The 22,533-nt window shown below is 64.5% G+C and carries 24 protein-coding genes; 16 read left to right on the forward strand and 8 right to left on the reverse strand.

Translation table 11 applies throughout. The features are described from left to right. Nucleotides 1-111 precede the first annotated feature (111 nt). Both dxs and EN852_RS05550 read left to right on the forward strand, forming a co-directional pair. On the forward strand, nucleotides 112-2,019 hold the full coding sequence (gene dxs / locus EN852_RS05545) for a 1-deoxy-D-xylulose-5-phosphate synthase (RefSeq protein WP_127875443.1): 1,908 nt from the start codon (nucleotides 112-114) through the stop codon (nucleotides 2,017-2,019). A 150-nt stretch (nucleotides 2,020-2,169) separates the two neighbouring features. Further along, a complete protein-coding gene (locus EN852_RS05550; protein ID WP_127875442.1) occupies nucleotides 2,170-2,460 on the forward strand; it encodes a hypothetical protein in 291 nt (96 codons plus the stop codon). On the opposite strand, the gene EN852_RS05555 is transcribed toward EN852_RS05550, so the two are convergent. Continuing rightward, nucleotides 2,457-2,858: a GFA family protein gene (locus EN852_RS05555; RefSeq protein WP_127875441.1), complete on the reverse strand. Its 402-nt coding sequence runs from the start codon at nucleotides 2,856-2,858 to the stop codon at nucleotides 2,457-2,459. The two genes, EN852_RS05550 and EN852_RS05555, sit on opposite strands and share 4 nt — an antisense overlap. A gap of 100 nt (nucleotides 2,859-2,958) precedes the next feature. Here EN852_RS05555 and EN852_RS05560 point away from each other — a divergent pair, with 100 nt between their 5' ends. From EN852_RS05560 to EN852_RS05570, 3 genes are all read left to right on the forward strand, one after another. Continuing rightward, nucleotides 2,959-3,723, forward strand: a complete 765-nt coding sequence (locus EN852_RS05560; protein WP_127875440.1) for a TlyA family RNA methyltransferase — start codon at nucleotides 2,959-2,961, stop codon at nucleotides 3,721-3,723. Beyond that, entirely contained in the window at nucleotides 3,723-4,964 is a 1,242-nt protein-coding gene (locus EN852_RS05565; protein ID WP_127875439.1) for a class I SAM-dependent RNA methyltransferase, read from the forward strand. Before EN852_RS05560 ends, EN852_RS05565 begins: the two co-directional genes overlap by 1 nt. Nucleotides 4,965-5,124: 160 nt before the next feature. Then, nucleotides 5,125-7,446 carry a caspase domain-containing protein gene (locus EN852_RS05570; protein ID WP_127875438.1) on the forward strand — a complete coding sequence of 774 codons (2,322 nt, stop codon included), beginning with the start codon at nucleotides 5,125-5,127 and terminating at the stop codon, nucleotides 7,444-7,446. 231 nt (nucleotides 7,447-7,677) lie between these two features. On the opposite strand, the gene EN852_RS05575 is transcribed toward EN852_RS05570, so the two are convergent. From EN852_RS05575 to EN852_RS05595, 5 genes are all read right to left on the reverse strand, one after another. Continuing rightward, nucleotides 7,678-8,361 carry a transglutaminase-like cysteine peptidase gene (locus EN852_RS05575; RefSeq protein ID WP_348643422.1) on the reverse strand — a complete coding sequence of 228 codons (684 nt, stop codon included), beginning with the start codon at nucleotides 8,359-8,361 and terminating at the stop codon, nucleotides 7,678-7,680. Between the two features lie 132 nt (nucleotides 8,362-8,493). After that, a complete protein-coding gene (locus EN852_RS05580; protein WP_127875436.1) occupies nucleotides 8,494-9,195 on the reverse strand; it encodes an NAD-dependent deacylase in 702 nt (233 codons plus the stop codon). 66 nt (nucleotides 9,196-9,261) lie between these two features. Further along, nucleotides 9,262-10,674 (reverse strand): metalloprotease TldD, encoded by a 1,413-nt coding sequence (gene tldD / locus EN852_RS05585; RefSeq protein ID WP_127875435.1) that lies wholly within the window; start codon nucleotides 10,672-10,674, stop codon nucleotides 9,262-9,264. A 100-nt stretch (nucleotides 10,675-10,774) separates the two neighbouring features. Beyond that, entirely contained in the window at nucleotides 10,775-11,242 is a 468-nt protein-coding gene (locus tag EN852_RS05590) for a YbjN domain-containing protein (RefSeq protein WP_189545733.1), read from the reverse strand. Nucleotides 11,243-11,313: 71 nt separating this feature from the next. Then, nucleotides 11,314-11,853: an invasion associated locus B family protein gene (locus EN852_RS05595; RefSeq protein ID WP_095816318.1), complete on the reverse strand. Its 540-nt coding sequence runs from the start codon at nucleotides 11,851-11,853 to the stop codon at nucleotides 11,314-11,316. Between the two features lie 327 nt (nucleotides 11,854-12,180). Here EN852_RS05595 and coxB point away from each other — a divergent pair, with 327 nt between their 5' ends. The 11 genes from coxB (at nucleotide 12,181) to rnhA (ending at nucleotide 21,367) form a co-directional block, all read left to right on the forward strand. Further along, the gene (gene coxB / locus EN852_RS05600) at nucleotides 12,181-13,065 is read left to right on the forward strand and encodes a cytochrome c oxidase subunit II (RefSeq protein ID WP_127875433.1); all 885 of its coding nucleotides are present in this window, start codon (nucleotides 12,181-12,183) and stop codon (nucleotides 13,063-13,065) included. Nucleotides 13,066-13,103: 38 nt separating this feature from the next. Further along, complete coding sequence (ctaD, locus tag EN852_RS05605) at nucleotides 13,104-14,753, forward strand: cytochrome c oxidase subunit I (RefSeq protein WP_127867082.1); 1,650 nt, start codon at nucleotides 13,104-13,106, stop codon at nucleotides 14,751-14,753. 78 nt (nucleotides 14,754-14,831) lie between these two features. After that, a complete protein-coding gene (locus EN852_RS05610; RefSeq protein WP_127875432.1) occupies nucleotides 14,832-15,776 on the forward strand; it encodes a heme o synthase in 945 nt (314 codons plus the stop codon). After that, the gene (locus EN852_RS05615; RefSeq protein WP_112125881.1) at nucleotides 15,773-15,964 is read left to right on the forward strand and encodes a hypothetical protein; all 192 of its coding nucleotides are present in this window, start codon (nucleotides 15,773-15,775) and stop codon (nucleotides 15,962-15,964) included. The genes EN852_RS05610 and EN852_RS05615 overlap by 4 nt, the downstream gene beginning before the upstream one ends. Next, entirely contained in the window at nucleotides 15,964-16,593 is a 630-nt protein-coding gene (locus EN852_RS05620; protein ID WP_127875431.1) for a cytochrome c oxidase assembly protein, read from the forward strand. The genes EN852_RS05615 and EN852_RS05620 overlap by 1 nt, the downstream gene beginning before the upstream one ends. 1 nt (nucleotide 16,594) lies before the next feature. Next, nucleotides 16,595-17,476: a cytochrome c oxidase subunit 3 gene (locus tag EN852_RS05625; RefSeq protein ID WP_127867085.1), complete on the forward strand. Its 882-nt coding sequence runs from the start codon at nucleotides 16,595-16,597 to the stop codon at nucleotides 17,474-17,476. A gap of 117 nt (nucleotides 17,477-17,593) precedes the next feature. Then, nucleotides 17,594-17,980, forward strand: coding sequence for a DUF983 domain-containing protein (locus tag EN852_RS05630; protein WP_112125877.1), 387 nt, complete (start codon nucleotides 17,594-17,596; stop codon nucleotides 17,978-17,980). Then, nucleotides 17,977-18,732, forward strand: coding sequence for an SURF1 family protein (locus EN852_RS05635; RefSeq protein ID WP_189545734.1), 756 nt, complete (start codon nucleotides 17,977-17,979; stop codon nucleotides 18,730-18,732). Before EN852_RS05630 ends, EN852_RS05635 begins: the two co-directional genes overlap by 4 nt. A 134-nt stretch (nucleotides 18,733-18,866) precedes the next feature. Further along, nucleotides 18,867-19,871: a 4-hydroxy-3-methylbut-2-enyl diphosphate reductase gene (ispH, locus tag EN852_RS05640; protein ID WP_042641772.1), complete on the forward strand. Its 1,005-nt coding sequence runs from the start codon at nucleotides 18,867-18,869 to the stop codon at nucleotides 19,869-19,871. A 6-nt stretch (nucleotides 19,872-19,877) separates the two neighbouring features. Further along, nucleotides 19,878-20,840, forward strand: coding sequence for a homoserine kinase (locus EN852_RS05645; RefSeq protein ID WP_127875430.1), 963 nt, complete (start codon nucleotides 19,878-19,880; stop codon nucleotides 20,838-20,840). Further along, nucleotides 20,837-21,367, forward strand: a complete 531-nt coding sequence (gene rnhA, locus EN852_RS05650; protein WP_127875429.1) for a ribonuclease HI — start codon at nucleotides 20,837-20,839, stop codon at nucleotides 21,365-21,367. The genes EN852_RS05645 and rnhA overlap by 4 nt, the downstream gene beginning before the upstream one ends. 204 nt (nucleotides 21,368-21,571) lie before the next feature. Here rnhA and EN852_RS05655 read toward each other — a convergent pair whose 3' ends face one another. Both EN852_RS05655 and EN852_RS05660 read right to left on the reverse strand, forming a co-directional pair. Continuing rightward, on the reverse strand, nucleotides 21,572-22,048 hold the full coding sequence (locus EN852_RS05655; protein ID WP_127875428.1) for a DUF2938 domain-containing protein: 477 nt from the start codon (nucleotides 22,046-22,048) through the stop codon (nucleotides 21,572-21,574). Beyond that, nucleotides 22,048-22,530 carry a peroxiredoxin gene (locus EN852_RS05660; RefSeq protein ID WP_127875427.1) on the reverse strand — a complete coding sequence of 161 codons (483 nt, stop codon included), beginning with the start codon at nucleotides 22,528-22,530 and terminating at the stop codon, nucleotides 22,048-22,050. The genes EN852_RS05655 and EN852_RS05660 overlap by 1 nt, the downstream gene beginning before the upstream one ends. Between the last annotated feature and the right edge of the window lie 3 nt (nucleotides 22,531-22,533).

A 22,533-nucleotide genomic window follows, 5' to 3' on the forward strand; every position in this document is an offset into this window, starting at 1 on the left:
GCGTCACTGACGCGCATTTACATTCGCTTGGCGGCGGCCTATTCCGCGCATGATTATGGCGCAATTTGTTGGTAGCGCCTTGTTCGATCAATTGAGGCAGGACGCGCCCGAGTGAAGCCAGACACGCCGCTGCTCGACAAGGTCCGCATTCCCGCGGACCTGCGGAAGCTCGATGAGGGGGCACTGCCGCAGCTTGCCGCCGAACTGCGCGCCGAGCTCATCGACGCCGTCTCGCAGACCGGCGGCCACCTCGGCGCCGGCCTCGGCGTCGTCGAGCTGACCATCGCGCTGCATTATGTCTTCAACACGCCTCAGGACCGGGTGATCTGGGACGTCGGCCACCAGGCCTACCCGCACAAGATCCTGACCGGCCGCCGCGACCGCATCCGCACGCTGCGCCAGGAAGGCGGCCTCTCCGGCTTCACCCGGCGGGCCGAGAGCGAATACGATCCGTTCGGCGCCGCGCACTCCTCGACCTCGATTTCCGCCGGCCTTGGCATGGCCATGGCGCGCGATCTGTCAGGCGGGCGCAACAATGTCATTTCCGTCATCGGCGACGGCTCGATGTCGGCAGGCATGGCCTTCGAGGCGCTGAACAATGCCGGCGCGCTGGATGCCCGCCTCATCGTCATCCTCAACGACAATGACATGTCGATCGCGCCGCCGACCGGCGCGATGAGCGCCTATCTTGCCAGGCTCGCTTCCGGCAAGGCCTATCTCGGCCTGCGCGATTTCGGCAAGAAGCTGACCTCCTATCTCGGCAAGCGCGCCGACCGCGCCATCACCCGCGCGGTCGAGCATGCGCGCGGCTACGTCACCGGCGGCACCTTGTTCGAGGAGCTCGGCTTCTACCACATCGGCCCGATCGACGGGCACAATCTGGAGCACCTCATCCCGGTGCTGAGGAATGTACGCGACAACGGCAAAGGCCCGGTGCTGATCCATGTCGTGACCCAGAAAGGCAAGGGCTACGCGCCGGCGGAGGCCGCCGCCGACAAATATCACGGCGTCAACAAGTTCGACGTCATCACCGGCGCGCAGGCCAAGGCGCCGGCCAACGCGCCCGCCTACACCAAGGTCTTCGCCGAGAGCCTGATCCAGGAAGCGCGCGAGGACGAGCGCATCGTTGCCATCACCGCCGCCATGCCGAGCGGAACCGGCCTCGACCTGTTCGGCGAGGTGTTTCCGAAGCGGACCTTCGATGTCGGCATTGCCGAGCAGCATGCGGTGACCTTCGCCGCGGGGCTGGCCACCGAAGGCTACAAGCCTTTCGCCGCCATCTACTCGACCTTCCTGCAGCGCGCCTACGATCAGGTCGTCCACGACGTGGCGATCCAGAAACTGCCGGTGCGCTTTCCCATCGACCGCGCCGGTTTCGTCGGCGCCGACGGCGCCACCCATTGCGGCGCTTTCGACACCACCTTCCTCGCTACGCTGCCAGGCTTCGTCGTGATGGCCGCCGCCGACGAGGCGGAGCTCCGCCATATGGTGCGCACGGCGGCGTCCTACGATGACGGTCCGATTGCCTTCCGCTATCCGCGCGGCAACGGCGTCGGTGTCGATATGCCGGAGCGCGGCTCGGTGCTCGAGATCGGCAAGGGCCGCATCGTGAAAGAGGGTACCAAGGTCGCGCTGCTTTCCTTCGGCACGCGGCTGCAGGATTGCCTGCTGGCCGCCGAGGAGCTCGGCGCTGCAGGCCTTTCCACCACCGTCGCCGACGCCCGCTTCGCCAAGCCGCTGGACGAGGATCTGATCCGGCGCCTCGGCCGTTCGCACGAAGTGCTGGTGACCGTGGAGGAGGGCGCCATCGGCGGCTTCGCTAGCCAGGTGCTGCATTTCCTTGCCCATGAGGGCCTCTTGGAAAGCGGCCTGAAGGTGCGTCCGCTGGTCTTGCCGGACGTGTTCACCGACCACGCCAAGCCCGAAAAAATGTATGCCGATGCTGGCCTGGATTCGGCCGGCATCGTGCGCACGGTCTTCGCGACGCTCGGCCATGGTGTTCAGGCGCAGCGCGCCTGAATCAAGACGTTAGCTTTTTGAATCAGTTTGCCGGCTTTCTATGCTAACCGTTTGTTAGCGCTTCCGTTTGGCGGTTCGCTTACCCTGTCTGTTGGCCGATTTTCAACGGCGCCCTGCTAAGACCTTGGTCCTAGGCAGGGGGTAAGAACAATGAAGTCGTTCCTTTGCGGCATGGCCTTGCTGGCGGCTTTGGCGGCGCCGGTGGCAGCCGAAACGCGTTACGACCGCAATATCGAAAAGGCGGCGATGGACATCGTCGCCGGCAAGATGGGCAACATCCGCGGCGGCTTCTCCTACAAGCAGAGGCCGCAGTTCGTTGTGCTGCCGGAAGTGACGATGCCGGCGGAGCCGGCGCCAGTAGAGGCGCCGCGCAAGGAAGCCTCCGGCAACGATAGCTTGACGCCAGCCGTCGAACGTCGGGTCTCGCGAACCGTTTTCTAAAACCACATATCGCGCACGCAGCGCCCGTCGCGCGGCAGGTCGTCAAACGTATCGAGGCCGTCGAAATGGTCGATCGGCAGGTCGGCGACTTCCTCCGGCGGCGCCAGCCTGACATTGACGGCGATGCGCGTGCGACTGCTTTCGTCGGAGAGCATGCCGCGCCAGGCGAGCACGCAGGCGCAGGTCGGGCAGAACAGGATTTCCAGCGCGGGTTCGGCCACCTCGGCGCGCGTGTAGGACTTCAGCGGCCCGGCGAGCCGAATGCGTTCATCGCCATAATCATAGGCCCAAAGCGCGCCGTAGCGGCGGCAAAGCGTGCAATTGCAAGCGGTGATTCCACCGGGATCACCCTCCAGCGTCCAATGGGCCGCGCCGCAATGACAGGTCCCCTTCAGCATCGACACCTCCGATCGACAGCCCGCCGTGTCGGCATGTTGCAGCCTCGTGCGCGGTATTCAACCCATTGCGTTCGCGCCCGGCTTTCGCCAATGAAGGCCGATGAATTCCCCTTTGCCATCAAGCCAGCGCCAGCGGCTCGACGAATTGCTCGTCGGGCGCGGCCTGTTCGCCAGCCGCTCGCGCGCCCGCGACGCGATCGAGCGCGGCACGGTGACGGTTGACGGCACAATTGCGCGCAAGCCCGGCCAACCCGTCGCGGCGGATTGTGTCGTCGCCATCGACGATCCTGCCCAGGCCTATGTGTCGCGCGCGGCATTGAAGCTGATCGCCGGCCTCGACCGTTTCGGCCTCTATCCTGCCGGCAGCGAGGCGCTCGATATCGGCGCCTCGACCGGCGGCTTCACCCAAGTGCTGTTGAAACGCGGCGCGGCGCATGTCACGGCGATCGATGTCGGCCACGGCCAGATACACCCCGACATTGCCGGCGACCGGCGCGTGACGGTGATCGAAGGGCTGAACGCCCGCGACCTGACGGCAGCCGATCTCGGCGGCCGCGTTCCCGATTTCCTGGTTTGCGACGTCAGTTTCATCTCGCTGAAGCTGGCGCTGCCGCCGGCGCTGGAACTGGCGGGCGAGGGAGCCAGGGCAGTTCTTCTGGTTAAGCCGCAATTCGAGGCCGGACGCGAGGCGATCGGCAAGGGCGGGCTGCTCAAGGATCCGGACGATGGCGTGCGCATTGCCGGGAATCTGCGCGATTGGCTCGCCGGCATTCCCGGCTGGCGGGTTCTCGGGCTGCACCCTTCGCCGATCGAAGGCGGCGACGGCAACCGCGAGTTCCTGCTGGCTGCCATGAAGGACGCTTGATGAGCACACGCTTCACCATCGCCAGGCTGGGCTCGCAGGGCGACGGCATCGCCAATGCCGAGGGCGGGGAGGTGTTCGTCCCGTTCACGCTGCCCGGCGAAACGGTCACCGCCGCGCGCCAGAAGGACCGCGCCACGCTGATGTCGGTGCTGGGAGCCTCGCCGCTCAGGATCGACCCGGCCTGCCGCCATTTCACCGAATGCGGCGGTTGCGCGCTCCAGCACTACGAGGCCGAAGCCTACCGGCAATGGAAGCGCGAGAAGGTCGTGCAGGCGCTGAAGGCCAAGGGCATCGCTTGCGAGATCGAGGCGCTGGTGCCTTGCGCGCCGCACAGCCGCCGCCGTGTCACCTTCAGCGCCAGGCGCACCGAGGCCGGCATGCTGCTTGGCTTCGTGCGCGCGCTGTCGTCGGAGATCATCCCGATCGAGGAATGCCCGATCTCGCTTCCGGCGATCGTCGCGGCGCTCGATAAATTGCGCGCCTTGGCCGGATTGGTCTGCGCCACGCCGAAAGCGTTTCATATGACGGTGACCGTCACTGCTTCCGGCCTCGACATTGCCGTCCATGATGCCGGCAAGCTTGGCGACCACCAGCGCCGCATCGCCTCCAACTTCGTCATGGCCGAAGGCCTGGCCAGGCTGTCCGTCGATGGCGAGATCGTCGTCGAGCCGAAGAAGCCGGTGGTGCAGTTCGGACCGGTCGCCGTCGCCGTGCCGCCCGGCGCCTTCTTGCAGGCCACGGAAGCCGCCGAGCAGGCGATGGCCGGCCTCGTCGGCCAGCATCTGTCGCGCGCGAAGAAGGTCGCGGATCTGTTTGCCGGCTGCGGCAGCTTCGCGCTCAGGCTGGCGGCGAAATCCGAGGTTCATGCCGTCGAAGGCGAAGCCGCGCCACTTGCCGCGCTCGACCGTGCCTACCGCTTCGCCACCGGCCTGAAGCGGGTGACCAGCGAACGCCGCGACCTGTTCCGCAGGCCGCTGACCTTCAAGGAGTTGAACGCCTTTGACGGCCTGGTCTTCGACCCGCCGCGCGCCGGCGCCGAGGATCAGTCGAAGCAGATCGCCCGTTCCGACGTGCCGCTGGTCGCAGCCGTGTCCTGCAATCCGGTGACGCTCGCGCGCGATCTGCGCATCCTTATCGACGGCGGCTATGCGCTGAAGAGTGTCACGCCGATCGATCAGTTCCTGTGGTCGTCGCATGTCGAGGCCGTGGCGCTTTTGGAGAAGCCGAAGCGGCGCCGATAGCCGAAGCAACTTCGATCACATTTTGTTGAAGTCGCCGCTTGCGCGCGGGCCGCCGGAGTCGCGCCGCAAAGCCGCCTCTTTGCGCCGATCTATTCGCAATCGCTGGGGGAAGAGGAAGGGCCCTGTCAGCGTTGGTTGCTTTTATCCAGGGGGGCCTGAAATGCGCACGCTCCAGAAACTCCTCGCTTCGCTTGTCCTCATCATCCTCGCGGCCGGTTCGGCGACCGGCGCGTTGGCCCAGGGGGAAAAACGCCTCGCCTTCGTCATCGGCAATGCCGCCTATCCATCGGGCGAACTGGCAACGCCGGCCAATGATGCCGGACTGATCGCGCAGACCTTGCAGGCGGCCGGCTTCGACGTGGTCGGCGCCCGCGATGTCGACCAGGAATCGTTGCGCGGCGCCTATCGCGATTTCCTGGCCAAGGTTTCGGACGCCGGTCCCGACGCGGTCGTCTTCGTCTATCTGGCCGGCCATGGCGCGCAGTTCGAGGGCGAGAACTATTTCCTGCCGGTCGACGCCAAGATCGCCAATCCGGCCGACGTGCCGATCCAGGCGGTGCGGGTTTCCGACCTCACCAGGCCGCTCGCCGCCTTGCCGAACAAGGTCAACATCGTCGTGCTCGACGCGGCGCGGCCGAATGATTCTCCCGAGTCGGACCAGCCGCTGGCCGGCGGTCTCGCGCTGGTCGATCCCGACCCGAACATGCTGATCGCCTTTAACGCCGCGCCGGGCACGGCGGCTCCGGAAGGCAAAGGGCCGTACGGGGCCTACGCCCAGGCGCTCGCCGAGATGATGCGCGATGGCGGCCTGTCGCTCGAGGATGTGTTCGACCGCACCCGCCTGCGCGTCAACGAGGTCACGCAAGGCGCGCAGGTGCCGTGGGACGCCTCGAAAATCGACGCGCCCTTCGTTTTCTTCGACCGCGCGCCGGATGCGCCGCCACCGCAGGTTTCCGAAGCGGAATCCCAGGCCGACCGCACCAGGGAGATCCGCGATTTCGACGCCCATGACGCCTATGTCGCGGCCCTCGACCGCGACACGATGCGCGGCTACGAGGATTTCCTCGTCGCCTATCCGCACGATCCGATGGCCAAGCGCGTGCGCGCCATCATCGCGGCGCGGCGCGAGGCGATCACCTGGCGTCAGACCTGGATGCGCGACACGCCCGAGGCCTACTGGTCTTACCTCAAGCGCTATCCGCACGGCCCGCACGCCTGGGACGCGCGCCGCCGGCTCGAGCATTTCGACGCCGAGCTTGAGCCGCCGCCGAGCTTCTCCATCATCGTCTATGACGTGCCGCCGCCACCGCCGGAGGAAATCATCTATGTGGACCGTCCGGTGCTCTATTTCGACGATCCCGATTTCGATTTCGATCCGCCGCCGCCGGTCGCGGTGATCTTCCTGCCGCCGCCGCCGCCGGAATTCATCGTCCTGGCGCCGCCGCCGCCGCCGGTCGAGGTTTTTGTTCTGCCAGTGCCGGTTTTCGTGCCGTTCCCGAGGTGGATCAACCCGCCGCATGACATCGTGCCGCCGCCGGACAACATCATCTTCAACAACATCCACAACACCACGATCATCAACAACACGGTGATCAACGAGAACAACCAGGCGGGGCAGGGCGGTGGCTTGACCACCGGCCAGAAGCTGACCGCCGGCGCGGCCGGGCTGGGCGCCGCCGCCTTGGCCACCAAGGTGGCGCTGCCGCCGCTGCTGCAGAAGAAGGCCGTGCTTCAGCAAGGCAAGCAGCCCGGCCTGGTGACGCCCCTGGAAACGCCCTTGTCGAAGAAGCTTGCGACCGAGCATGCCTTGCCGGGAGCCAACGGCAAGACGCTGCCGCTGGTGAACGGCAAGCCGCTGCCCCTCGCCAAGGGCAAGACGGTTCCGCTCGCGAATGGCAAGACGGTTCCGCTCGTGAACGGCAAGACGCTCCCGCTCGTCAACGGCAAGCCGGCGGCGGCGGACAGCCGCCTGAAGACGCTCGGCAAGCAGGGCGAAGTCGTCACCGGTCAGGGCACTGAGGTGCAGACCGGCAAGGGCAAATTCCGCAAGCTGCCTGCCGTCAACGGCGTGCCTGCCACAAATAAGCCGACGGTGCAGGACAAGCTTGGGAACAACAACCCGACGAGCCTGTCCGACCAGAATGGCGGCAAACCGAAGCGGCTCACGCGCAAGGACCTTGCCGGCGAGACCCTGGTTCCAAACGGGCAGGGCGCAGTCTTCGGCAACGACAAGGGCAAGAAGCTCCGCAAGCTGGGCGGTGAACCGGCCGGCGGCGAGGTCGATGTCCAGCGCAATTTCAAGGTCAACAAACCGAACGCGCAGGTGCTGTCCACACAGGAAAAGCCCGAATTCCATGCGCAGCCGAAGTTCCAGGTCCAGCCGCAGGAGAAGCGGCTGGAGCAGCAGCCCAAGCCGCAGCCGCAGCAGGGAAACAAGAAGGCGAGCTGCGGTCTTCCGGGCGAGCCGCCCTGCAAGCAATAAAGCATGTCTCCCGAAAGTGGGAACCGGTTTCGGGATAAAGACATGCGTAAAATCGAAGACCTAAAGCGCATGGAACGAATCCGAAGGATCGCGACGCGCTTTAGGCGCAGGCGGGACGGCAGCTTTTCGATCGATGGGCGGGGCTTCCCGGCTCATCAATCCGCGGATCGGCCGGTCGTGGGTCCGCAGCGTGTCAATCCGCCGGAGATGGCCGAAGCAGGCAAATGTCGGCTATGAACTCGGCGACAGTCGTTTCGCCGTGCCGCCGCGCTGGTTGAGCGAAACCCAGATGTTCGGGTTCTGCTGCGACTGCCGCTTCACGAAATAATAGCCGGTCGCGTTCCAGGGCCGGATCTCGTCGACCAGATTGTCCAGCACGAGATCGCCCTTGTCGGTCTTCACAGTCAGGATGGTATGGCCCTCGCCGCTCAGGTCGCGCACCACCGTCATCAGCAGCGCCTGCCGGGGGAAGCCTGCCTCCTGGAGAAGCTTGCGCTTGTAGAGCGCGTAGATCTTGCAGTCGCCCTTGCCGTCAGTCGGATAGTCCCAGTGGTCCATCATCGTGCCCCAGTGGTCGTAGTTGCTGACGGGCTTGATGGAGCGGTTGGCCTTCTGGTTGATCCGCTTGAGGATGCTCATGTTCTGCGCGGTCAGCTTGACGCTCGCGGCAGGCAAGGCGGGCACCTTGCACTCCTTCGGCCGGCGATGACAGAAATCGAGCCAGCCATAAGGAACGCTGGTGCTTGCGCCGACCGTGGCGGAACTGGCGGCAGGTCGTGTCGACGTTAGCTTGAACAGCGACGACTGCGCCGCTGCTGGGCTGACACAGAACGATGAAACACCAATCAACGAAACAAGGCCAAACAGGAAGGAAGAGGTCGGGACGCAAGGGGATCGCTTCACTGCCAACACCACCGCAACGAGGAGACTGGCGACAGGCTAATGCGCAAACGCCAGCCCGGCCAATTAAACAATTAATAATGTCCTAACACGATTGTGTTCACTTCAAGGAGCGAGCAGGCGGCCTACGGCCGGAAAACGCAATGGTCAGCCCTTGCCGGACAGAATGCGCTCGACGAAGGCCGGCACGACCTCTGTGGCCGGTCCCTCGATCTGCTCGTCGAAACGCGAGGCCCAGCCGGCGCATTTCAGGTTGAGCTCGACCGTCAAGGCGCCGGCGGCGCGCGCCTCCTCCACGAAACCCGCCGCGGGATAGACATTGCCGCTGGTGCCGATCGCCGCGAAGAGGTCGCAGCCGGTCAACGCATCACCGATCTCTTCCATGCGGTAGGGCATCTCGCCGAACCAGACGACGTCCGGCCGCAACCTGCCTCCAGCACCACAGGCCGGGCACTGCGACTGGACAGTTATGTCGTCGACCCATGCGCTGCTTTCGCCACAGCCAAGGCAAAGCGCGCGCCCGAGTTCCCCATGCATGTGGATCAGACTGCGTGAGCCGGCGCGCTCATGCAGGTCGTCGATGTTCTGCGTGACGACCAGCACCTTGCCCGGCAGCGCCTGTTCGAGCACGGCCAGCGCCGCATGCGCGGCATTGGGCTCGACCGCGCCCATCTGGCGCCGCCGCATGTTGTAAAAATCCTGGACCTTCGCGGGGTCGCGGGCAAAGCCCTGCGGCGTCGCGACATCCTCGAGGTTGAATTTAGCCCAGACGCCGTCGGGATCGCGGAATGTCGCGACACCCGATTCCGCCGAAATGCCGGCGCCCGTCAGGATGACGATCTTGGACATGGCCGAGGTACCGGAATTGCGAACCCGCTGTTTTCGCGGGCCATGATATCGGAATGCTCCGGTGCCTCAAACCCTGGTGCCGCCCACCGTCATCTGGTTCATCCTGAGATGCGGCTGGCCGACGCCCACCGGCACGCCCTGTCCGGCCTTGCCGCACATGCCGATGCCGTTGTCGAGCTTCATGTCGTTGCCGATCATGCTGACGCGGTGCATAGCGTCCGGACCGTTGCCGATCAGCATCGCGCCCTTGATCGGCTGCGTCACCTTGCCGTTCTCGATCATGTAGGCCTCGGTGCAGCCGAACACGAATTTGCCCGATGTGATGTCGACCTGGCCGCCGCCGAAGGAGACGGCGTAGATGCCGTTCTTGACCGAGGCGATGATCTCTTCCGGCTCCATGTCGCCGGCGGTCATGTAGGTGTTGGTCATGCGCGGCATCGGCTGATGGGCATAGCCCTCGCGCCTTCCGTTGCCGGTCGCGTTCATGCCCATCAGCCGGGCGTTCTGGCGGTCCTGCATATAGCCGACCAGCTTGCCGTCCTCGATCAGGACGTTGCACGCCGAAGGCGTTCCTTCGTCATCGACGGTGAGGGAGCCGCGCCGCTCGGGGATGGTGCCGTCGTCGACCACCGTGACGCCCTTCGCCGCCACTTGTTGGCCCATCAGGCCGGCGAAGGCCGATGTCTTCTTGCGGTTGAAGTCGCCCTCGAGCCCGTGGCCGACCGCCTCGTGCAGCATCACGCCCGGCCAGCCGCTGGACAGCACGATGTCGAACGTTCCGGCGGGCGCTGGAACCGCCTCGAGATTGACCAGCGCCTGCCGCAGAGCCTCGCTTGCCGCATGCTTCCAGCTTTCCTCGCTGACGAACTCGCCGAAGCTCTTGCGGCCGCCCATCCCGTAGGAGCCGCTCTCCTGCCGGTCGCCGCTGCCGACCACGACCGACACGTTGATCCGGACTAGCGGGCGGATGTCGCGCACGATCTGGCCATCGCCGCGCACGATCTCGACATGCTGCCAGGATGCGGCAAGCGAGGCCGTCACCTGACGCACGCGCGGATCCTTCGCGCGCAGCCAGCTGTCGATCTCCTGCAACAGCTTGGCCTTGGCTTCGAAAGACGGCGAGGGGATGGGGTTTTCGTCGCCATAGAGGTGGCGGTTGGTGCGGGCCGGCGCGCCGGCAAGCGTGCCGGAATAGCCGCCCTTGACCGCCGAGACGGCATCGGCCGCGCGCAGCAGCGAGGCTTCGGAAAGATCGCTGGAATGCGCATAGCCGGTGGCCTCGCCGGCTACGGCGCGCAGGCCGAACCCCTGGTCGGTGTTGAAATTGGCCGTCTTCAGCCGGCCATTGTCGAACATCAGCGCCTCGCTCTCGCTGTATTCGAGGAACAGCTCGCCATCGTCGGCGCCCTTGATGGTCTCGGTGACGATCTCCTTGACGCGATCGTCGGAAATATCGAATTGGCCGATCAGGCTGTTCATGGCAAATCCATTCGTGGGAACAAAATCGTGCAACGGATGTAGGCGCGAAGCTGCCGTCGCACAATCGCCAACGAGAATGAAGCCGGCGATTGCGACGCCGTCACTTGCCGTTGACGAAGTCCTTGATGTTGCCGGCCATCGCGTTCCAGTTGGAGAACTGCTCCTCCAGATTGGCCTTGGTGATGCCGCCGGCGAAGCTGACATCCATCTTGAAATTCGAGCCGCCGCCCGAATAGGCCTTCACCCAGCGGTATCTTGCGTTCCAGGCATTGGCCTGGTCGGCGGTCAGCGGGTCGGTGTAGCCGGTCGAGAATTGGAGCGACCTGCAGTTCTCGTGGTCTTCGCAGCCGTAGAAATAGATCACGTATTTGACGCCCTCGATCCGTCCGGCAATCATCGGATCGCCATTGTCGTCCTTCTCTATCCTGGCCGAACCGAAGCCCTTGGCGATTTCAAGGATCGTCGCTGGGTCGGGCTGCTGGAGAACGTCGGCATCCTGCGCCCGTGCTGCCGAAACCGCGCCGGCCAACACCAGACCGGCAATGGAAATGGACAGCGACGCGCGCATAGAACCTCCTGGCCGCCAAACGCGCATTCGCCACCGACCTCGGCGTCGGAAGCGGCGCATGGGCAAGAAGATCAAGGTAGGGCGGCGAAGCCTTCCGCAAAGCCCTTCAGGTCGACGGGAATGCCGATGCCTTCTTCCGGGGTCTGGAAGACGATGAAGGTGGCCGAGGTGCCGCTCTTCAACGTGTCGAGCAGTGGCTTTTCGAGGATCACCTCGGCATAGCAGCCGTCCTGGAAGCAGCGCACGAAATAGGCGCGGCCGATATCCTTGCCGTCGACATTGAGACCGAGGCCGTTGGGCAGCAGAACGCCGAGCGGCGCCAGCACGCGCAGGATCTCGGCCTTGTTGTCGGCGGTGCGCAGCACCACGACCGAAAGCCCCATTTCAGGACGATCCTCGGCGACGACGTTCTGCATCATCACGCATTGCTCGGAGGTCGCTCCCGCCGGCGTATCGCAGATGATCGACCATGCGCCATGCGTCGACTTCACCGTGCCGCTGGGCGGCGTGGCGTTGTTCGGCGCGGCGGCGGCGCCAACGGCTATGCCGACGCCGAGCAAGGCGACGGCAAGAACGACCTTCGCCAAGGTTCTCGAAAGCCAGGAAGTCATGACGGCTCCATTGCGAATCACGGCACTTTAAGCTGCGCCCGGGCCAAGTAAAGGACGAGACCGTCGCCGGTGCGCCCCGATACCGGCAATTGCGTGCTTTTCCAAAGCAAATTCGCCCGAATTGGGGCCGCCGCGCATATAGCGTGGCGGGCGCCGAACACGGCCTTCGTGTTGCGCGCAAAAATGCCGCACGGTTTCCTCCGCTCCTTTCTTGCGGAGGGAAAAAGAGTATGGTTTGAACCACCCAGGGACAGACCGGGATTCCCAATCCCGGCATCGTCCGTTATTGGTGCGACAAGATCGCGGGAAGCGGGAGACGAGAGGGCGATGAGGAAATTCCTGGCAAGCGCTAAATTCTTGGCAGGTACGGCAGCTTCGGCCGTGCTCTTCTCCGGTGCCGCGGCCCGTGCCGACCAGCCGCGGGAATGGGAGGTGACCTTCCAGGCTCCGGCGACCGACATGATGCGGCAGATCGAGCGGTTCGGGAACTACACCATGTGGTTCATCGTCCCGATCACCGTCCTCGTGCTGGTGCTTTTGCTGGTCTGCATCGTCAAGTTCCGCGCCAGCGCCAATCCGGTGCCGTCCAAGACCAGCCACAACACGCTGATCGAGGTGATCTGGACGGTCGGGCCGGTGATCGTGCTCCTGCTCATCGCCATTCCTTCCTTCCAGCTGCTCACCGCGCAGTACACGCCGCCGGAAGAAGCCAAGCTCACCGTCAAGGCGACCGGCAACCAGTGGAACTGGGATTACGAGTATCAGGTCGACAAGACCTTCTCGTTCAACTCGGCGGTTCTGCAGGATGGCGACCGTGCCAAGGCCGGCAAGGAGGATCGCAACCTCTATCCGCGCCTGCTCGCGGTCGACAACGAGCTGGTTGTCCCGGTCAACACCACGACCCGGGTGCTGATCACCGCGACCGACGTCATCCATTCCTTCGCCGTGCCGTCCTTCGGCATCAAGATGGACGCCGTTCCCGGCCGCACCAACGAGACCTGGTTCAAGGCGGAGAAGGAAGGCCTCTACTACGGCCAGTGCTCGCAGCTCTGCGGCAAGGACCACGCTTTCATGCCGATCGCGGTCCGCGTCGTTTCCGATGCGCAGTTCAAGACCTGGCTCGAGACAGCCAAGACCGACGTGCCTGCCGCCAACAAGGCGCTGATGGCCGAGATCGATGGTACCAACAAGGTAGCGGCCGCCGGCAACTGATGCCGCGAGTTAGCAAGATTTAGGGAACGGAGCGGAACATGGCAGAGGCTGCAGCTCACGATCACGACGACCACAGGCCGCATGGCTGGGTCCGCTGGGTCTACTCGACCAATCATAAGGACATCGGCACGCTCTACCTGATCTTCGCGATCATGGCCGGCATTATCGGCGGCGCGCTCTCGGTCGCCATCCGCATGGAGCTGCAGGAGCCGGGCATCCAGATCTTCAGCGGTCTGGCGCAGATGGTCTACGGCATGCAGGGCGACGCCGCCATCGACGGCGGCAAGAGCATGTACAATGCCTTTGGCGCCGCGCACGGCCTGATCATGATCTTCTTCATGGTCATGCCGGCCCTGATCGGCGGCTTTGCCAACTGGATGGTGCCGATCATGATCGGTGCGCCGGACATGGCTTTCCCGCGCATGAACAACATCTCCTTCTGGCTGCTGCCTCCGGCCTTCATCCTGCTGCTCTCCTCGATGTTCGTGCCGAGCGCCCCGGGTGCCTTCGGTGTTGGCGGCGGCTGGACGATCTACCCGCCGCTCTCGACGTCCGGTCAGCCCGGGCCCGCGATGGATCTGGCGATCCTGTCGATCCACATCGCCGGCGCGTCCTCGATCCTCGGCGCCATCAACTTCATCACCACCATCTTCAACATGCGCGCTCCCGGCATGACGCTGCACAAGATGCCGCTGTTTGCCTGGGCCGTGCTGATCACCGCCTTCCTGCTCCTGCTCTCGCTGCCCGTCCTGGCGGGTGGCATCACCATGCTGCTCACGGACCGCAACTTCGGCACCGCCTTCTTCGTGCCGGATCAGGGCGGTGACCCGCTGCTCTTCCAGCACCTGTTCTGGTTCTTCGGCCATCCCGAAGTGTACATCCTGATCCTGCCGGGCTTCGGCATCATCAGCCACATCGTTTCGACCTTCTCGAAGAAGCCTGTTTTCGGTTATCTCGGCATGGCCTACGCCATGGTCGCGATCGGCGCCGTCGGCTTCATCGTCTGGGCGCACCACATGTACACGACCGGCCTCTCGCTCGACACGCAGCGTTACTTCGTGTTCGCCACCATGGTCATCGCGGTGCCGACCGGCGTGAAGATCTTCTCCTGGATCGCCACCATGTGGGGCGGCTCGATCTCGTTCAAGCCGCCGATGCTGTGGGCGCTGGGCTTCATCTTCCTGTTCACCATCGGTGGCGTCACCGGCGTTCAGCTGGCCAATGCCGGCCTCGACCGCTCGCTGCACGACACCTATTTCGTGATCGCCCACTTCCACTACGTGCTGTCGCTGGGCGCGGTGTTCGCCATCTTCGCCGGCTGGTACTACTGGTTCCCGAAGATGACCGGCTACATGTACTCGCCGGTGATCGCCAACACCCACTTCTGGGTCACCTTCGTCGGCGTCAACCTGATCTTCTTCCCGCAGCACTTCCTCGGCCTCGCCGGCATGCCGCGCCGCACCGTCGACTATCCGGACGCGTTTGCGGGCTGGAACATGGTGTCGTCCTATGGCTCCTACATCGCGGCCGTCGGTGTCGCGATCTTCCTCTATGGCGTGTTCGAGGCCTTCCAGAAGAAGCGCGTCGCGGGCGCCAATCCGTGGGGCGAGGGTGCCACCACGCTCGAATGGCAGCTGCCTTCGCCGCCGCCGTTCCACCAGTGGGAACAGCTGCCGAAGATCAAGTAGGCGGCGCCTGCCGACGCATACGAGGCCGCCGGCGTGTCCGGCGGTCTTGGCCAACGGAATGATGGACTTTAAGTACGCATGGCCCTTGCCGGAAACAGATTGACGGAGGAAGCGGGCTTTCGCATGTCGGAAGCGACCGCGGGCGATTTCTTCGCCCTGTTGAAGCCGCGCGTCATGTCGCTGGTGGTCTTCACGGCCTTTGTCGGCCTTGTCGCGGCCCCGGTCGCCATCAATCCGCTGCTCGCGATGATCGCCATCCTGGCTATCGCCATCGGCGCAGGCGCTTCCGGAGCGCTCAACATGTGGTACGACGCCGACATCGACGCCGTGATGACCAGGACCGCCGGCCGCCCGGTGCCGGCCGGCCGCGTCACGCCGGGTGAGGCGTTGACCTTCGGCCTGGTGCTGTCGGTGCTGTCGGTGATGACGCTCGGCGTGCTGGTCAACTGGCTGTCGGCATCGCTTCTTGCCTTCACCATCTTCTTCTACGCCGTCGTCTACACCATGTGGCTGAAGCGCTGGACGCCGCAGAACATCGTCATCGGCGGCGCTGCCGGCGCGATTCCGCCGGTGATCGGCTGGGCCGCCGTGACGGGCTCGGTCAGCCTGGAAAGCGTGATCCTGTTCCTGATCATCTTCCTGTGGACGCCGCCGCATTTCTGGGCGCTGGCGCTGTTCAAGTCCGACGACTACGCCCGCGCCGGCATCCCGATGATGCCGAACGTCGCCGGCCATGCCTCGACCCGCCGGCAGATCTTTGCCTATGCGCTGATTCTGGCGCCGGTCGGCGTTCTGCCCTGGGCGCTCGGCTACACCACGGCCGCCTATGGCGTCATCTCGGCCGTCCTCGGCGCGGGCTTCGTCTGGTATGCCTGGAAAGTACTTGGCATGGCCGACGGCGATCGCGCGATGAAGCCGGCCAAGGCGCTCTTCGGCTACTCGCTGCTTTATCTCTTCGCCATCTTCGCCGCCTATCTCGTCGACTGTGTGGTCGGGCGCGCCCTCATGATGGGGGGAGCATGACCGTGGCCGACAAGAAGCTCGAACTGGTCACGTTGACCGAACGCCAGCAGAAGGCGCGCCGCAACCGGTCCATCGCCATCGCTGTCGCGCTGGCGGCATTGGTCGTCATCTTCTACGCCGCCACCATCGTGCGCTTCGGCCACCAGGGCGCCAGCCTCACCGGCTCGGGCCTGTTGGGAGGCGGCTGATGGGGGGCGAGCTGAGCAAGTCCCGCAAGCTGAACAACGGCATCGTCGCCGCCGTGTGCCTTGCCTTTTTCACCGGCATGGTCGGCATGGCTTACGCTGCCGTGCCGCTCTACAAGATGTTCTGCCAGGTCACCGGCTATGGCGGCACCACGCAGCGTGCCGAGAAGCAATATGCCGGCCGCGTGCTCGACCGCGACATCACCATCCGTTTCGATGCCAACACCAACGGCATTCCGTGGCAGTTCGAGCCGGTCGCCCGCTCGGTGACGATCAAGATCGGCGAGACGACGCAGGCGCATTACAGCGCCACCAACAAGTTCGACCGCCCCATCACCGGCCGCGCTTCGTTCAACGTGCAGCCGGAAATGGCCGGCGCCTACTTCAACAAGGTGGAATGCTTCTGCTTCACCGACACGACGCTGAAGGCTGGCGAGACGCTGGACATGCCGGTCGTGTTCTATGTTGATCCAGACATCGTCAATGTGCCGGAACTCAAGGACTTGAAGACCATCACCCTGTCCTACACGATGTTCCCGGTCGAAGAGAAACAGCCGGTCGCCTCGTCGGCTCCGGCCGCTGGCAGCAGCACCAACAAAGTTTCCGATACCGAAGCAAGCCTCGGGGGTTGATATGGCAGACGCGCACGCAAAACCACACCACGACTACCATCTCGTCAACCCGAGCCCCTGGCCATTCCTGGGTTCGGTCGGCGCACTGGTCACCGCCATCGGCGGCGTCTGCCTGATGCAGTATCTGAAGGGCGGCAACTTCCCGGTCTTCGGTCACAACATCGCCAATCCGTGGCTGTTCTTCATCGGCATGATCATCGTGCTCTACACGATGTTCGCCTGGTGGTCGGACACCATCAAGGAAGCGCATGAGGGCTACCACACGCGCGTCGTGTCGCTGCATCTGCGTTACGGCATGATCATGTTCATCGCCTCCGAGGTGATGTTCTTCGTCGCCTGGTTCTGGGCCTTCTTCGACGCCAGCCTGTTCCCCGGCGAGGCAAACCAGTATGCCCGCACCGCCTTCACCGGCGGCGTTTGGCCGCCGAAGGGCATGGAGGTCCTCGACCCCTTCCACCTGCCGCTCTACAACACCATCATCCTGCTGCTGTCGGGCACGACCGTGACCTGGGCGCATCACGCGCTGCTGCATGGCGATCGCAAGGGCCTGATCAACGGCCTTGTGCTGACCGTCGGCCTCGGCATGCTGTTCACCATGGTGCAGGCCTACGAGTACATGCACGCGCCCTTCGCGTTCAAGGAATCGATCTACGGCGCCACCTTCTTCATGGCGACCGGCTTCCACGGCTTCCACGTCATCATCGGCACCATCTTCTTGGCTGTCTGCCTGGTGCGCGCGATAAGGGGCGACTTCACGCCCAAGCAGCATTTCGGCTTCGAGGCGGCCGCCTGGTACTGGCACTTCGTCGACGTGGTCTGGCTGTTCCTGTTCAGCGCGGTCTATGTCTGGGCTTCGAACGGCGCGCTGATCGAAGGCCACTGATAAAAAGGCAATTCCGGGAAAAGCGTAGCGGCTTTTGCGGAATTTGCTTGGAGCAACGGGCGGCCGCGGCGACGTGGCCGCCTTATCTTTTCAAGCGAAAGGGTCTACGGTGCCGGTATGAGCGAAGACAAGGCGATCTGGCCGCCCATCGACCCGATCTCGGCGGGCCTGCATGGCCGCTGCCCGCGTTGCGGCGAAGGCAAGCTGTTCTCGGGTTTCCTCACTGTCGGCAAGCGCTGCTACAATTGCGGGCTCGACTATTCCTTCGCCGATGCCGGCGACGGGCCGGCGGTGTTCGTCATTCTGATCATCGGCTTCCTCGTCGTCGGCCTCGCGCTCTGGATGGAGGTGACGTTCAGCCCGCCGCTCTGGCTGCACTTCATCTTATGGATACCGCTGGCGCTGGTGCTCTGCCTGACGGCGCTGCGCCTGATCAAGGGCGTGCTGATCACCTTGCAGTACTCGAAGAAAGCCTCCGAGGGCAGGCTGGAATCCCACGAATGACCGAGGCGACCGGTTCGGCGGCCGGCCGTTCGCGGCCGCCCTCGGCGTTGCTCATCGGCCTCGGCCTTGTCCTGTTCGCCATCCTGATCGGGCTCGGCACCTGGCAGATCCAGCGCCTGCACTGGAAGGAATACCTGCTCGCGACCATCGACAAGCGGACTCATTCCGCGCCGTTGCCGCTGGCCGACGTCGAGAAGCTATTCGCGGCTTCCCACGATGTCGATTACACCCCGGTGACGGTGACAGGCACCTTCCTGCACCAGGGCGAACGGCATTTCTTTTCGACCTGGGAAGGCGACAGCGGCTTCAATGTCTACACGCCCCTGCTGCTTGAGGACGGCCGCTTCGTGCTCGTCAATCGCGGCTTCGTCCCGTACGATCTCAAGGATCCGGCCAGGCGCCAACAGGGCGAGATTACCGGCAAGGTGACGGTGACCGGGCTTGCCCGCAATCCGCTGCCGGGCAAACCGTCGATGATGCTTCCCGACAATGATGTTGCCAAGAACATCTTCTACTGGAAGGACCGCGACGTGATGGCCGCGACCGCCGGCTTGCCCGCCGGTTTCGTGCTGGTGCCGTTCTTCATCGATGCCGACAAGACGCCGAACCCCGGCGGCCTGCCGGTCGGAGGCGTCACCATCATCGACCTGCCCAACAATCACCTCCAGTATGCGGTCACCTGGTATGGCTTGGCTGCGGCTCTCGCCGCCGTGCTGATCCTGAGGCTGCGCCGCCCGGCAAAGGAAGCGTGAAGCCCGCGCTCTTGACAGGGCAGGGGTGCACGCCTCATTTCGCCTGAAGCAATTCCAGGAAAAGTGTGAGCGGTTTTCCGTCCGGAATTGCGTCAAAACAAAGAGATAGTTTCCGACTTAACCGGCCAGAATTCATGATTGAGAAAAAGCCACCGCTGACGATCAGGCTCTGCCAGCCGCGCGGCTTCTGCGCCGGCGTCGACCGCGCCATCCAGATCGTCGTGCTGGCGCTGAAGAAATACGGCGCGCCGGTCTATGTCCGCCATGAGATCGTGCACAACCGCTACGTCGTTGAAGGGCTGCAGAGCCTCGGTGCCGTGTTCATCGAGGAACTCTCCGAGATCCCGCCGGAGCATCGCCAGTCGCCGGTGGTCTTTTCGGCGCATGGCGTGCCGAAATCGGTGCCGGCCGATGCCGAGGCGCGCAATCTCTTCTACCTCGACGCCACCTGCCCGCTCGTCTCCAAGGTGCACAAGCAGGCGATGCGCCACCAGCGGCTCGGCCGCCATGTGCTTCTGATCGGCCACGCCGGGCACCCGGAGGTGATCGGCACCATGGGCCAATTGCCGGAAGGCGCCGTGACGCTGATCGAGACCGAGGCCGACGCGGCGCGCTTCGTGCCGGTCGATGCGTCGGCGCTGGGCTTCGTCACCCAGACGACCTTGTCGGTCGAGGACACCGCCGGCATCATCCGGGCGCTCCAGGAGCGATTTCCCGAACTGCACGCGGCTGCGGCCGAATCGATCTGCTACGCCACCACCAACCGCCAGGAAGCGGTCAAGGAGACGGCCGCCGGCGCCGATCTCTTCCTCATCGTCGGCGCGCCCAATTCGTCCAATTCGCGCCGCCTTGTCGAAGTGGCGGAGCGCGCGGGCGCCACCATGTCGCTTCTCGTGCAGCGCGCCGCCGAGATTCCGTGGGATGAGATCGCCGGGATCAGGACGCTCGGCCTGTCGGCCGGCGCCTCGGCGCCGGAGATCATCGTCGACGAGATCATCGACGCGTTCCGGCAGCGCTTCGACGTCACCATCGATCTGGCGATAACGGCCACCGAAACGGAGGATTTTCCGGTGATGCGGGTACTGCGCGATGTCGAACTGACGGCGGCCGACATGGCCTTCGTCAATGGAGCGGCGTGAAAGCGGATGGCCGTCTACACCGACGTCAACGAAGGCGAGTTGACCGCATTCCTCAAAGCCTATCCCGTCGGCGAACTCCTGTCCTACAAGGGCATCGCCGAAGGGACCGAGAATTCCAATTTCCTGGTTCACGCCTCGACCGGCTCCTACATCCTGACGCTTTACGAGAAGCGGGTCGACAAGGCCGACCTGCCGTTCTTCCTTGGCCTGATGGGTCATCTGGCGCGAAAAGGCATTTCCTGCCCGCTGCCGGTCACCGCGCATGACGGCACCGTCATCGGCACGCTCGCCGGCCGTCCGGCCGTCATCATCACCTTCCTCGAAGGCCTGTCGCTCAGGCGGCCGGCCGCCGCGCATTGCGCGGAAGTGGGCAAGGCGCTCGCCAGCCTCCATATCGCCGGCCAGGATTTTCAGATGAGAAGGCCGAACGCGCTGGCGATCGATGGCTGGCGCAAGCTATGGGCGGCCTCGCGCGGCCGCGCCGATGAGGTCGAGCCGGGCCTTGCGGCGGAGGTCGATGCCGACTTTCGCGATTTCGAGCGCCACTGGCCGACCGGCCTGCCGCAGGGCATCATCCACGCCGACCTGTTCCCGGACAATGTGTTCTTCCTCGGCGAGAAGCTGTCCGGGCTAATCGACTTCTATTTCGCCTGCGACGATCTCTACGCCTACGACGTCGCCACTTGCCTCAATGCCTGGTGCTTCGAGAAGGATTTTTCCTTCAACCTGACCAAGGGGACGGCGCTGCTCGCCGGCTATCAGTCGGTGCGACCGCTTGGAAGCGACGAGAAGGCGGCCATGCCGATGCTGGCGCGCGGCTCGGCGCTGCGCTTCATGCTGACCCGCCTCTATGACTGGCTGACCATTCCCGATGGCGGACTGGTGATGAAGCGCGACCCGACCGAATATATCCGCCGCATGCGCTTCCACCGCGCGATCAGGTCGCCATCCGAATACGGGCTGACATGAACAAAAAGATCGAGATCTTCACCGACGGCGCCTGCTCGGGCAATCCCGGACCTGGCGGCTGGGGCGCCGTGCTGCGCTACAACGGCGTCACCAAGGAACTGTACGGCGGCGAGGCCGAGACCACCAACAATCGCATGGAGCTGCTGGCCGCCATCACCGCGCTCAACGCGCTGAAGGAACCTTGCACGGTCGACCTCTACACCGACAGCAAATACGTCATGGACGGCATCTCCAAATGGATCCATGGCTGGAAGAAGAATGGCTGGAAGACCGGCGACAGGAAGCCGGTCAAGAATGGCGAGCTCTGGCAGGCGCTCGACGAGGCCAACCGGCGCCACAAGGTCACCTGGTACTGGGTGAAGGGCCATGCCGGCCATCCGGAAAACGAACGCGCCGACGAACTGGCCAGGCAAGGCATGGCGCCATTCAAGCCGAAGCTTGCAAGGCCTGCGCCGGTCGTGGCCGCGCCACAGAAAGCCGCTCCAACCGGCAAACGCGCGCCCCGGCGCTCTACACAGAGCTACTGAGGATGCGCGCACCGTTGCCAGGTAGAGGCGAACTGAATCAAAAAGATTTGCGCCGGCTGCAGCGGCTCTGGGACGAGGGCAAGGCGAGCGGGAAACCAGAGCCTTTGGATTTTCACGTCCTCCGAAAGGAGGCTCGGAGGAAGTTGGCGGTAGCGGCGCGGAACGCCTGTTAGCTCGTGAGCGGGAGCCGCCCGTTTTGCCGCCTCACCGAATCAGCAGCGCCGTCGAGAACATGCCGAGCGCGAACACGGTGTGCGCCACGAGGTTGAGCGCGCGCACCTTCGTCGGATTGGGGAGCTTGGATGCCGCCCAGCCGGCACCCATGCCCGGCGCCAGCAGGAACCAGCCAGCTCCGACGGTGACGATGCCGAGGATGAAGGCCGGCAGGAAGGTCGGCGCCGCCAGCCAGCCCGCGCCGACGAGCACCACCAGGATCACGCCGTAGACGATGCCGACGAGGTAGTGGAACGCCCAGCCGAGCGCTTTTTCATGCGCATAGGGCGCCGCCTTGCCGATATCATCGTGAAAGACCTTTTCCGGCAGATGCCGGACCCAGCGCCCGACCATCCCCCAGTTCGGCAAGGGCTGGCCGATCGCCTTGTTGAGGATGATCGCCCAGATATCCATGAACACCGTGGCGCCGATGCCAATCGCCGCCGCGCGCCAGGCGATGTCGAGCATCAGAGCTGCTCGAGGATTTTCGCCGCGCCGCTCTCGTCGACGCCCGGCTTGGTTTCGAGGTTGAGCGCGGTGACCTTGCCGTCGTCGACGATCATCGAAAAGCGCTTCGAGCGCAGGCCCATTCCGGCCGCGGAAAGATCGTTGTCGAGCCCGACCGACTTGGCGAAATCGCCGCTGCCGTCGGCGAGGTAGAGGATCTTGCCTTCGCCGCCGGTGAAGTGCGCCCAGGCGCCCATGACATGGACGTCGTTGACCGAAACCACCGCGATCGTGTCGACGCCGCGCGCCAGGATGGCGTCATGGTTCTCCAGATAACCAGGCAGATGGTTGTTGCTGCAGGTCGGTGTGAAGGCGCCGGGGACGCCGAACAGCACCACCTTCTTGCCGGCGAAGATCTCATCGCCGGTGATCGGCTTGGCGCCGTCGGCGGTCATCACCTTGAAGCTCGATGCGGGCAGTTTTTCGCCAACCGAAATGGTCATGGG

Source organism: Mesorhizobium sp. M2E.F.Ca.ET.209.01.1.1 (assembly GCF_004010375.2).
Lineage (GTDB): Bacteria > Pseudomonadota > Alphaproteobacteria > Rhizobiales > Rhizobiaceae > Mesorhizobium.